The following is a 10935-nucleotide window of genomic DNA, read 5'->3' on the forward strand; positions in this document are numbered from 1 at the left end:
TCTTTTATAACAGTGCTGACGGTATAACAAAGTAGCAAACATAGTAATATGTTTCTAAATAAGGTTTCTTTTGAACAAGAGCGCGTAAGCGCAGGTAAAGTTTTCTTTACTTACTTTCTTGTTCACAAGAAAGTAAGTGCGTGATTATTGTGACGAGGGTACACCTGTTCCCATTCCGAACACAGTAGTTAAGCTCGTTTACGGTGACAATACTTGGCTGGCGACGGCCTGGGAAGATAACTCATCGCGCACACCGAACACCGACTCGAAAGAGTCGGTGTTTTGTTTTCGTTAAGAATTCCCTGTTCACTGGAATTCACCTCTCCTTATATGATATAATAGCCTAAATTGGTATTTTATCGCAAGCAGGGGGTCGAGAATGAATAAAATTCTGAAAGAAAAAATCAGCGAGTCGGTGTCGTCTGTCCTGCCGATCACGATCATCGTGCTGCTGCTCAGCGTGACGATCACACCGATGCCGGTCGGCACAATGGTGCTGTTTTTGACCGGTGCGGCGCTGCTTATCGTCGGCATGGCATTGTTTTCACTCGGCACGGACGTATCTATGACACCTATGGGCGAGGGTATCGGCGCACAACTGCCGCGCACGAAAAATCTGTTCATTGTGATACTCATTACGCTCATCATCGGCATACTCATCACGATCGCGGAGCCGGATCTGCAGGTTCTGGCCGGTCAGGTGCCGTCCATTCCAAACAATGTGCTGATCTGGACGGTCGCGGTCGGCGTCGGTCTGTTTTTCGTGCTGGCTATGCTGCGTACGCTGTTCAAGATTCGTCTGTCGCTGCTGCTCATTGTGTTTTATGCGGTGGTGTTTATCCTGTCGGTTTTCGTGCCGAACGAGTTCGTTTCTGTGGCGTTTGACTCGGGCGGCGTGACCACCGGACCGGTCACCGTACCGTTCATCATGGCGCTCGGTGTTGGTTTAGCCTCCATCCGAGGCGATAGCGGCGCACAGGAGGACAGCTTTGGTCTGGTTGCGCTGTGCAGCATCGGGCCGGTACTGGCGGTGCTGCTGCTTGGCATTTTCTATCCGACAAACGGTGCAGGCTACACGGCAGTGACTGTGCCGGATGTGGAGGACACCCGTCAGGCAGCACACACATTTGTGGTGGAGCTGCCCGCGTACATACACGAGGTTTTGTCCGCGCTGGTGCCAATCATCCTGTTCTGCGCGGTATTTCAGCTGATTTTCCGCAGATTCCATGCCATGCAGCTGCGCAAGATCGGCGTGGGCTTTGTGTACACATTTACCGGATTGTCGCTGTTTTTGACCGGTGTAAACGTCGGATTTATGCCCGTGGGACATTATCTTGGACAGCAGCTGGCGCTGAGCGGACGTGAATGGGTGCTGGTGCCGCTCGGCATGCTTATCGGCTATTTTCTGGTAACTGCGGAGCCGGCCGTGCATGTGCTCAATCGACAGGTCGAGTCCATCACAAACGGCGGCATCTCGCAGAGAGCGATGATGCTCAGCCTGTCCATCGGCGTGGCCTGCTCGGTCGGCATGGCTATGCTGCGCGTATTGACAGGCATTTCAATCTATTATATACTGGTGCCGGGTTATCTTGCCGCACTGGGACTGACCTTCTGCGTGCCGAAAATTTTCACCGGCATTGCATTTGACTCGGGCGGCGTTGCGTCCGGTCCGATGACGACCACATTTCTGCTGCCGTTTGCCATGGGCGCGTGTGAAGCACTCGGCGGCAACGTGATGACTGATGCCTTCGGTATTGTAGCTATGGTAGCCATGACCCCGCTGCTTACCATTCAGGTGCTGGGTCTCAGCTATAAAAAGAAACAGAACAGCGAGGATGCGTCCGATGTTTCCGCAGAGGATGAGGACAGCATCATCGTTTTGGAGGGAGCAGAGCATGAGTGAAAACCGACCGCAGATGACGGTGCAGAGCGCGGTAGAGGTCGTGGCGGCCGTTGTTGACGTGGAGCAGGGCGAAAAGGTGCTGCGTATCTATCGTGAGGAACAGGCGCCGGTGGACTTTGTGTGCATGGCACACGGCACGGCGCGCACGGAAATGCTCGACCTGCTCGGTATCGGTGAAACGGCAAAGGCCATTGTGATGTGCGTGGTCAGCCGTCAGACCGGCGTTCGCCTGCTCAAAAGGCTCGGACGCGAGCTGGAAATGCGATATCTCGGACGCGGAATCGCGTTTACCATTCCGATTACAGGCATTGGTCTGCGGTGGCATAAGCTGCTGACCGCTGCAGACGAGGAGCAAAAGGAGGTCAGCAGGATGCACGAGACAGAGAAGAACGACGGTTTTGACGTTGTAGCAGTTGTGATGGAGCGCGGCTATACCAACGTGGCGATGGATGCGGCGCGAAAGGCCGGTGCGCGCGGCGGCACGGTCATTTCCGCACGCGGCATTGCGGAAAATGAGGTCAAGCGGTTTTTCGGTATCGAAATTCAGGCCGAAAAGGAAATCGTGTTCCTCGTGGTGCGAAGCGACGAGAAACAGCAGGTTATGACGGCGCTGATGCAGGCGGTCGGGATGAAGACCCGCAGCCACGGTATTGTGCTGTCGATGCCGCTTTCGGCAGCCATCGGACTGGCAGATTGAGAATGGAGAATGGAGAATGGAAAATGAACGTCTGACGTTTGCTTTCTGTTCTCCGTTTTTTATTGTGTTATTTGGCAGGAAACGGCGGGAACCATCCCGCTCTGCACAATTCATCCCGCAGGGGAGCACAGCGTGCTCTCTTGTAACATAAAAGAGAGGAACGCACCCTTCAATTTCCAATTTCCATCTTCACTCTGATAAAATAGTATGATATAATGAGGGCAGTAATTTTCACAGGGAGCCCCCCTGACAGGAGTAGATAACCATGATAAATGAGCACATGATGGATTTAGGCAGCCGCCGTTCGACGATCCGCGAGCTGTTCGAGTACGGGAACAGCCGTGCGGCGATCGTTGGCCGCGAGAACGTATTCGATTTCTCGATCGGCAACCCGAACGTACCCGCCCCGGAGGCGGTTCGTCAGGCGATTTACGTCGAGGCGGCAGGTGATCCGGTTGCACTGCACGGCTATACCTCGGCACAGGGTGCCGCAGATGTGCGAGGCGCACTGGCGGACAGCCTTAACAAGCGTTTCGGCACAGATTACACCGGCGATAGCCTGTACCTGACTGCAGGCGCGGCAGCCGCACTCTCTTGTGCGTTCAAGGCGATCGTCTGCGAGGGTGACGAGATTATTGTGTTTGCGCCGTATTTCCCGGAATATAAAATGTTCATCGAAAGCGGTGCCGGTGCCAAGTGCGTCATTGTGCCGCCGTCTATCGCGGATTTTCAGATTGACTTCGGTGCTCTCGAACAGTGCCTGAATGAGCACACCAAGGCGGTCGTTGTTAACTCGCCGAACAATCCGTCCGGTGCAGTGTACTCCGAGCAGACCATCAAGCGCCTTGCCGACATACTGCGCGATAAGGAGAAGGAATACGGTCACCCGATTTACCTCATTTCGGACGAGCCGTATCGTGAGATCGTATATGATGGCGTGCAGGTGCCGTTCGTGCCGCATTTCTACGACGATACCATTATCTGCTACTCGTACTCCAAGTCGCTGTCGCTGCCGGGTGAGCGTATCGGCTATGTGCTCGTGCCACCGGCAGCCGCCGACAGCAGAGAGCTGTATGCCGCTGTCTGCGGTGCAGGCCGCGCACTCGGTTATGTTTGTGCGCCGAGTATGTTCCAGCGCGTGGCGGCACGCTGTGCCGACCAGACCAGCGATATTGCGGTCTACCAGACCAACCGCGACCTGCTCTTTAACGGTCTGACCTCGATGGGGTATCGCTGTGTCAAGCCGGACGGCGCGTTTTATCTGTTCCCGCAGACGCTCGAGGCAGACGACCGCGCCTTCAGTGAACGCGCAAAGAAATATGACCTGTTGGTCGTTCCGGGTGCGGATTTCGGTGCCCCCGGTCATATGCGAATTTCTTACTGTGTGAAAACCGAGACCATCGAGCGTGCGCTGCCGCTGTTTGAGCGACTGGCGAAGGAGTATCACTGATTTATTATGTAAAGTTCACAAGTAGTTTCGGTTAATTATGTACAAGATGCCAAGCGTAGATGTGCAATCTATACAAAATAGTAGCGCTTGTGTTGTGAGATATTCATAAAATCTTGCTCTTGTATTCTTTTCAGGGAAAGTGTATTATAATACCAGAGATCAGGAAAGGATCTCAAAAATACAATCACCTGAATCACTGAAAAGGAGTGCAAAGATTATGGGTATGAGAAGTTTCTTTAATGGACTGGTAAACGCTCGTATGGTAGAACTGGAAGGCGAACACATCAACGCTAAGAGCATGAACCGTACCAACCGTCGCGGCAAGTAATCGTCTGATTAAAAAAACATCACACGAGGAGCCGTAACCGCACATGACAACTGAAGACAGTAAGTGAAACCCTTCCGAGGACAACATTCGGAAGGGTTTTTCTTTTGATGAAGGCAACACCGCACAATTAAAGCTGCGGCGCTTTACGGAAATTTTGTGTCCTGATGTCGTTCCGGCTTTACGGTAATACACAAAGTATTACCGCAAAACCGCGCCTAATCAGTACGCAAAATTTGCTCGTAAATCGCTCTTGTTCAATTATGCGGTATTGCCTTATCCGGTCGGATGCTCCTGCGCGAACTCGGTCTGGCGGCGGAAGAACGCGGCGCGTTCCTCGAGCGTGGACGGCCGGATGCTGTGTTTGCCGCAATCCGGACAGACGCGGGTTTCAGCGCTGCCGAAGAAGATAAAGTGGCAGCATTTGGTGTCGCAAGTGTAGATCATGGCTTCACCTCTCTTTTTTACTGAGGACAGTGTACCACAGAGAAAGTCCGATAAAACTCCCTTTCTTGCAGGAGAGCAGGGAAGTATGGTATACTGATAGCAGCAATCATAAAAATTTTGTCTGGGAGTATCAAAATGGGGGAACAAAAACGCAGTCTGTTACGTCAATTATATTTACCGGCGGTTTTATGCACCGCGCTCTGGGGCAGTGCGGCGCCGTGCGTCAAGCGCGGGTACGAGCTGTTCGCTGTTTCGACTGACGCGCCGTTTTCGCAGCTTGTATTCGCCGGCTGGCGGTTTGCGCTGGCGGGAATTCTTGTGCTGCTCGTGACCCGGCTGAAAGGGCACCGAATCGTGCCCAAACGGGACGAAATCAAGCCGATTCTGTCGATCAGCCTGTTTCAGAGCATGCTGCAGTATGTGTGCTACTACATCGGTCTGAGCGGCACGACCGGCACCAAAGGCTCGGTGCTCTCCGGCACGCAGACGTTTTTCGCGCTGCTGCTGGCGCATTGCCTGCTGCCGAATGACAAGCTCAACCGACGGAAAACGCTTGGCTGCATCTGCGGCTTTGCGGGCGTGCTCGCGCTTGGACTGGGCGGACTGAACGGCTTCAACCTCACCGGTGACGGTCTGGTGCTGCTGAGCGCGGTATCGGCGGGCGCGGGCGCGCTTGTTTCGCGCATTTACACGCCCGGCCGTGATCCCATGCTGCTGACCGGATGGCAGCTGCTCATCGGCGGCTGTTTTCTGCTGGGTGTCGGCACGATGGGAGGAGGCGCACTCGGTCGGGTGACGCTCGGCGGCGTGCTGCTGCTCGGCTACATGATCGCGCTGTCTGCGGCAGCGTTTACCATCTGGACGGCGCTTTTGGGTAAATTTCCGGTCGGAAAGGTCAGCCTGTTCGGCTTCCTGATTCCGGTGTTCGGCACGCTGTTCTCCGCGCTCGTGCTCGGCGAGAATATCTTCACCGCACGCAATCTGGCGGCGCTCGTGCTGGTCAGCGGAGGTATTGCCGTTGCCAATTCGACATCGACAAAAAAGTAACACCGCAGACGGAATTGCGGTGCATAAAGGGTTAATCTATGGTATTTAGTTCTGCAATTTCGTTGTTTTTCTTTGTGCCGATCGTGTTTCTGCTCGATCGCAGGCTGTCGAACGTGGATGCGAAAAACACCTGGCTGCTCCTCGCAAGTCTGGTGTTCTACTCGTTCGGACAGGTGTATTACCTGCCGCTGCTGCTGCTCTCAGTGGCGCTTAACTACGTTTGCGGACGGCTGGCCGCAGGAAAGTACGCCAAACTCGGCGTCACGCTTGCTGTCCTCGGCGGAATAGGGCTGCTCGCCGTGTTCAAGTACGCGGATTTTGCTATCCGCACAGTGAACGCACTGTGCGGGCTGAGTCTGCCGCTGACCGGCATTGCGCTGCCCATCGGCATCTCGTTCTTCACCTTCCAAGGGTTAAGCTACGTTATTGACGTGTACCGTGAGCCGCAAACGGTCTCTCACTCGTTCAAGAAGGTGCTGCTGTACATCGCGTTTTTCCCGCAGTTGATTGCCGGACCGATCGTCAAATACCACGACATCGAGCAGGAAATCGACAGCCGCCGCACCACTCCGCAGGAGACCGCACTCGGCATCCGCCGGTTTATCTGCGGTCTGAGCAAAAAGCTGCTGCTGTCGAACGCGCTCGGTCAGATGGCGGACACGGTGTTCGCGCTGCCTGTCGGAGAGATCGGCATGCTGGCCGGATGGACGGGTGCCATCTGCTACACGCTGCAGATCTACTTCGATTTTTCCGGCTACAGCGATATGGCCATCGGTCTCGGACGCATGTTCGGCTTCCATTTCCGCGAAAACTTCAATTATCCGTACACCGCGACCACCATCAAGGAGTTCTGGCGCCGCTGGCACATTTCGTTGTCCGGCTGGTTCCGCGACTATCTGTATATTCCGCTCGGCGGCAACCGAAAAGGGAATGCGCGGACGTGGCTCAACCGTTTTCTCGTATTTTTCGCAACCGGACTGTGGCACGGTGCAAGCTGGACGTTCGTCCTCTGGGGACTGTGGCACGGCTTGTTTTCCGTGCTTGAGGACTGCGGTGCGATTCCGGTAGACAAGCTCAAGGGAAAACGAATCGGACAGCTGTACACGCTGCTCGTGGTCGTGCTCGGCTTTACGCTGTTTCGTGCGGACACGCTGGCACAGGCAGGTGCCATGTATGCCGCGATGTTCTCCGGCATTGGTCTGCACTGGCTGGGCACGGCGGCTGTCTGGGCAAAATTTACGCCTGCGTTTGCACTGACGCTGTGTCTTGCGCTGCTCCTGTGCACGCCTGTGGCCCGCGAACACACACCGAAACGCGAGAACGTGACGTTCATCGGCTCTCTGGCTTTGCTGCTGCTGTGTATGATGTACCTTGCGGCAGGCTCGTTTAATCCGTTCATTTACTTCCGATTTTGAGGTGAAATATGAAATATAAATGGTTTACAGCGGCGTTTTTGTCGCTGTGCCTGATTCCGGCAGCGGGTATGCTCGTGCTGCCCGAGCAGCAGGCGGCAGGCAATGAGCATCTCACGCCCAAGCCGAGCCTGTGGAACGCACAGACCGGCTGGAACGAGGACTTTCTCGGCGGTCTGACAGATTATGTTGCCGACCATTTCGGCTTCCGGCAGGAGCTTGTCACCGCGAATGCCGCGCTGCAGACCGGGCTGCTGTGCACCTCGCCTGCCGAGGACGTCATTTACGGCACGGACGGCTGGCTGTACTACGCGAAAACGCTCGATGATTATCAGAATCACGCAACGCTGACCGAGAGTGAGGCGCAGCAGCTGGCGCAGACCGTAAAATCCATGCAGGACTATTGCGAGAGTCGCGGCGCACGCTTTCTGTTCACGATTGCGCCGAATAAAAGCTCGCTTTATCCGGAGCACATGCCTGCGCGTTATCTGACCGAGGACGCGGACGGCAACTATGAGCGCGTGCTGCCGTATCTCGAGCAGGAGGGCGTGAACTACGCCGACCTGTTCTCCGTGTTCCGCGCACACGCGAACGTGCTGTACTACAAGACTGACTCGCACTGGACGAATCGCGGCGCCGCGCTTGCGCACGATTACCTGATGAGCACGCTCGGTCTGCCGCATACGGAATTTACGGATGAGGAATATACGACCGAGCGGAGTCACAGCGGCGATCTTTACCAAATGCTGTACCCGAAGGGCACGCAAAAGGAGGAAACTCAGGTGTATCGGACCTCGTTTGCGTATGTGAACCCGCCGCGCTCGGACGAGGATATCCTCATGCAGACCACACAGGAGAATGCGCCGAACGGCCGTCTGCTGCTGTGCCGCGATTCGTTCGGCAATGCACTGCATCCGTTTCTTGCAGAGGATTTTCGTGAGGCGATCATCATCCGGCAGATGCCGTATCCGCTGGAGCAGGTGCAGGAGGGCGATACGGTCATCATCGAGATTGTCGAGCGAAATCTGCCGAATATACTAAAATATTCACCGGATTTGGGGAACAAAACCGAACCGTAATCCGTCTAATCAGTATCCGCAGGAGAAATAAACAATAATATGGAGGAAATTTTATGAAAAAGCTGACAGCCATGCTGCTGGCACTAACGCTCTGCTTTGGTCTTGCTGCGTGCGGCGGCAACACCGCACAGGATGATACCAAGGACGAGAGCCAGACCGTCCAGACCGGCAAAACCGAGGATAAGAAGGACGAAGCGAAGACCGAGGAGAAATCCGACGAGACCAAGACCGAAGGCGCAAAGACCGAGACTAAGACTGACGATAAGACCTCGACCGACAGCAAAACCGAGGATAAAACGACCGAAACCAAGCCGGTAACCAGCAGTACGAACACTACGACCGCAAAGCCGTCTGGTTCAGCGGGCACGAGCAAGCCGTCTGCCTCGACGAGCAAACCGGCGGCATCTGCTCCGGCAAGCAAGCCGGCACAGAGCAAGCCTGCGGCAAGCGCTCCGGCTGAGACCAAACCCGCAGAACCGGCGAAGCCGACTGCCTCTCAGGCGAGCGGGTACGTCGGCTCGTCCGCATCCGCACTCGAGAGCGCACTCGGCGCACCGACATCCAAGAGCTATTCGCCGAGCTGCATGGGCGAAGGCGAGGACGGCATCTGGACGTATGACGGGTTTACCGTTTATACCTATAAAGAGGGCGGTTCGGAGACTGTCGAAGCGGTTCAATAAATTAGCAGTTAGTAATTGACGATATGGTTTTATGTTTCGCAGGGGAGGCCGATGGCCTCCCTTGTTCGCGTTCTGCAGAGGTAAAATGAAAGGGCAGACCAATGGTCTGCCCCTGAAGAGGATAAAATTCCCAATTACGGATTTATCAGAGAATGCGTCTCTGCGGTTTATTCGCTACCTGCTTTACAGCCTTGCACGGCACGCCGATGGCAAGCATACCTGCCGGTACATCCTCTGTCACAACGCTGCCTGCACCGATGACAGCGTTATCACCGATGGTGACGCCCGGACAAATCTGCACGCCCATGCCAATCCAGACGTTATTGCCGATGGTGACCGGCTTGGCATATTCCAGTCCGGCGTTGCGCTGTGCAACATCGAACGGATGGCCTGCGGTCGAGATACAGCAGTTCGGGCCGATGAACACATGGTCACCGATGGTGACCGGTGCCGCGTCCAGGATCACAAGGTTGTGGTTTGCATAAAATGCACGGCCGACACGCGTATGGCTGCCGTAATCGACAAAAAACGGCGGATCAATGACAATATCGGGTGCACAGGCGCCTAAAATGGTATGCAGAAGGGCGTTTTTCTCCTCCTTCTGGGAGGAGCGGAGTGTATTGTAATCCATGCACAGGTCGCTGGTCTGCGCACGCGCTTCGAGCAGCGCAGGGTCGCTGTTGGCGTCGTACAGCAGGCCGGAAGCGGCTTTTTCAAGTTCGGTCATCGTCAGGGTTCCTCCTTAATTCTGGTGGCGTACCAGTTCATAATCATCGCCGGAGCGGTAGTACGGACAGCTTTTGCCGGTCTGCATCAGACGGTAAAATTCGTCCTCATCCAGATAGGCTTCGCATACATATTCATCCATTTCATCATCGTAGACGTTGTAGGCGCAGTCGTCACAGGTTCCGGTCATCGGTCATCGCTCCTTTCAATTTGGTCGATTGCGGATTGCAGAATAGCCTCGGGGTCGTTGCCGCAGATATCGAGACACTCCGCATAGATGAGTCGGGTCTCGCGGATACCGAAGTATTCTTTGGCCATAGCGGTCAGATAATCGAAGCTGAACCGCGGGTCGTACGCGCCGCCTGCGGTGGTGATGTAGGTCAGACTGCGGGCGCGGCACAGGCCGCACGGCTGCCCGTGGTCGTTGTAGGCGCTGACAATACCGGTGACATAAATGTTCTCAATGTAGGTTTTCAGCTGTGCCGGAAAGCCCAGATCCCAGTAGGGAGCGGCAATGATGATATCGTCGGCATCGGCAAACTGGTGGGCATAATCGAACATCGGGTCGTGCCATTTGCCGTCGGCAATGAGCGATTCGCGGTGAGCAAGCCGTTTACGGTCGAGCGGGACGAGCGGCTGATCGTATATGTTCAGCTCAGTGACATCGCTTATGCGCGCGAGATAGGCGCGCGCCAGCCGTGCCGTCCGCGACTCTGCCCGCGGACAGGCGTTGATGTAGAGTGTCATGGTATCCTTCCTTCTTCTTGTTCCTAACTATATAGTATAGCAGAAAAATGAGGAATTAGGAATTAGTAATTAGAAATTATTGTGAGGATGAATCGTTTACCCTGGGGTGCTCCGGTCGCGCTGCGGGCGAACAATGTTCGCCCCTACGGTAAAGATATAACAAATAGATTAGTGTATGTTAGCGTATGTTAGTGTGGGTAACAGGTTGTATATATGTAATAATCTGTATATCAACATACACTATCATACGGTAAGCTTTTTATAGAGCAGTGCACTGCACACCTGTATCAAACGACATGCAGAGATAAAACGAAAGGGCAGACCAATGGTCTGCCCTTTCGGAAGGTTATCGCTAATCTTTAATTACTAACTACTGATTATTCAGCCCAGTACTTCGCAACATGTGCCTTGGTAACCTCGGC

At 54.7% G+C, this 10935-nt stretch carries 11 protein-coding genes and 1 rRNA gene; 8 read left to right on the forward strand and 4 right to left on the reverse strand.

What is annotated here, in order from left to right:
- Positions 1–136 precede the first annotated feature (136 nt).
- The 4 genes from rrf (at position 137) to DW724_RS14895 (ending at position 4050) form a co-directional block, all read left to right on the forward strand.
- A 5S ribosomal RNA gene (gene rrf, locus DW724_RS14880) occupies positions 137–253 on the forward strand.
- A gap of 126 nt (positions 254–379) precedes the next feature.
- Positions 380–1903 (forward strand): DUF1538 domain-containing protein, encoded by a 1524-nt coding sequence (locus DW724_RS14885; RefSeq protein ID WP_118762004.1) that lies wholly within the window; start codon positions 380–382, stop codon positions 1901–1903.
- Positions 1896–2600, forward strand: coding sequence for a hypothetical protein (locus DW724_RS14890; RefSeq protein WP_118762005.1), 705 nt, complete (start codon positions 1896–1898; stop codon positions 2598–2600). Before DW724_RS14885 ends, DW724_RS14890 begins: the two co-directional genes overlap by 8 nt.
- Positions 2601–2865: 265 nt before the next feature.
- Positions 2866–4050: a pyridoxal phosphate-dependent aminotransferase gene (locus tag DW724_RS14895; protein WP_118762006.1), complete on the forward strand. Its 1185-nt coding sequence runs from the start codon at positions 2866–2868 to the stop codon at positions 4048–4050.
- Between the two features lie 601 nt (positions 4051–4651).
- Here DW724_RS14895 and DW724_RS15700 read toward each other — a convergent pair.
- Positions 4652–4822, reverse strand: a complete 171-nt coding sequence (locus DW724_RS15700; protein ID WP_158578383.1) for a hypothetical protein — start codon at positions 4820–4822, stop codon at positions 4652–4654.
- 135 nt (positions 4823–4957) lie between these two features.
- On the opposite strand from DW724_RS15700, the gene DW724_RS14900 reads away from it, so the two are divergent.
- Genes DW724_RS14900 through DW724_RS14915 form a run of 4 tightly spaced genes read left to right on the forward strand, consistent with a single transcriptional unit; the run spans position 4958 to position 9040 of the window.
- Entirely contained in the window at positions 4958–5869 is a 912-nt protein-coding gene (locus tag DW724_RS14900; protein ID WP_118762007.1) for a DMT family transporter, read from the forward strand.
- Positions 5870–5907: 38 nt separating this feature from the next.
- Positions 5908–7284, forward strand: a complete 1377-nt coding sequence (locus DW724_RS14905) for an MBOAT family O-acyltransferase (protein WP_118762008.1) — start codon at positions 5908–5910, stop codon at positions 7282–7284.
- A gap of 8 nt (positions 7285–7292) precedes the next feature.
- Positions 7293–8360, forward strand: a complete 1068-nt coding sequence (locus DW724_RS14910) for an alginate O-acetyltransferase AlgX-related protein (RefSeq protein WP_118762009.1) — start codon at positions 7293–7295, stop codon at positions 8358–8360.
- Positions 8361–8413: 53 nt separating this feature from the next.
- Positions 8414–9040 carry a hypothetical protein gene (locus DW724_RS14915; protein WP_118762010.1) on the forward strand — a complete coding sequence of 209 codons (627 nt, stop codon included), beginning with the start codon at positions 8414–8416 and terminating at the stop codon, positions 9038–9040.
- Positions 9041–9185: 145 nt separating this feature from the next.
- On the opposite strand, the gene DW724_RS14920 is transcribed toward DW724_RS14915, so the two are convergent.
- From DW724_RS14920 to DW724_RS14925, 3 genes are read right to left on the reverse strand one after another with little or no spacing between them, the layout of a single operon-like run.
- Entirely contained in the window at positions 9186–9767 is a 582-nt protein-coding gene (locus DW724_RS14920) for a sugar O-acetyltransferase (RefSeq protein ID WP_118762011.1), read from the reverse strand.
- A gap of 15 nt (positions 9768–9782) precedes the next feature.
- Positions 9783–9956 (reverse strand): DUF6472 family protein, encoded by a 174-nt coding sequence (locus DW724_RS15845; protein ID WP_165815537.1) that lies wholly within the window; start codon positions 9954–9956, stop codon positions 9783–9785.
- Positions 9953–10513 carry an NAD(P)H-dependent oxidoreductase gene (locus tag DW724_RS14925; RefSeq protein WP_118762012.1) on the reverse strand — a complete coding sequence of 187 codons (561 nt, stop codon included), beginning with the start codon at positions 10511–10513 and terminating at the stop codon, positions 9953–9955. The genes DW724_RS15845 and DW724_RS14925 overlap by 4 nt, the downstream gene beginning before the upstream one ends.
- Positions 10514–10935: the final 422 nt, after the last annotated feature.

It is taken from the genome of Butyricicoccus sp. AM27-36, assembly GCF_003480945.1.
Taxonomy (GTDB): domain Bacteria; phylum Bacillota; class Clostridia; order Oscillospirales; family Butyricicoccaceae; genus Agathobaculum; species Agathobaculum butyriciproducens.

What these genes read in the sequence shown, in the direction of transcription:
- DW724_RS14885 (WP_118762004.1), top strand. Translation starts at nt 380, where the DNA reads ATGAATAAAATTCTGAAAGAAAAAATCAGCGAGTCGGTGTCGTCTGTC.
- DW724_RS14890 (WP_118762005.1), top strand. Translation starts at nt 1,896, where the DNA reads ATGAGTGAAAACCGACCGCAGATGACGGTGCAGAGCGCGGTAGAGGTC.
- DW724_RS14895 (WP_118762006.1), top strand. Translation starts at nt 2,866, where the DNA reads ATGATAAATGAGCACATGATGGATTTAGGCAGCCGCCGTTCGACGATC.
- DW724_RS15700 (WP_158578383.1), bottom strand. Translation starts at nt 4,822, where the DNA reads ATGATCTACACTTGCGACACCAAATGCTGCCACTTTATCTTCTTCGGC.
- DW724_RS14900 (WP_118762007.1), top strand. Translation starts at nt 4,958, where the DNA reads ATGGGGGAACAAAAACGCAGTCTGTTACGTCAATTATATTTACCGGCG.
- DW724_RS14905 (WP_118762008.1), top strand. Translation starts at nt 5,908, where the DNA reads ATGGTATTTAGTTCTGCAATTTCGTTGTTTTTCTTTGTGCCGATCGTG.
- DW724_RS14910 (WP_118762009.1), top strand. Translation starts at nt 7,293, where the DNA reads ATGAAATATAAATGGTTTACAGCGGCGTTTTTGTCGCTGTGCCTGATT.
- DW724_RS14915 (WP_118762010.1), top strand. Translation starts at nt 8,414, where the DNA reads ATGAAAAAGCTGACAGCCATGCTGCTGGCACTAACGCTCTGCTTTGGT.
- DW724_RS14920 (WP_118762011.1), bottom strand. Translation starts at nt 9,767, where the DNA reads ATGACCGAACTTGAAAAAGCCGCTTCCGGCCTGCTGTACGACGCCAAC.
- DW724_RS15845 (WP_165815537.1), bottom strand. Translation starts at nt 9,956, where the DNA reads ATGACCGGAACCTGTGACGACTGCGCCTACAACGTCTACGATGATGAA.
- DW724_RS14925 (WP_118762012.1), bottom strand. Translation starts at nt 10,513, where the DNA reads ATGACACTCTACATCAACGCCTGTCCGCGGGCAGAGTCGCGGACGGCA.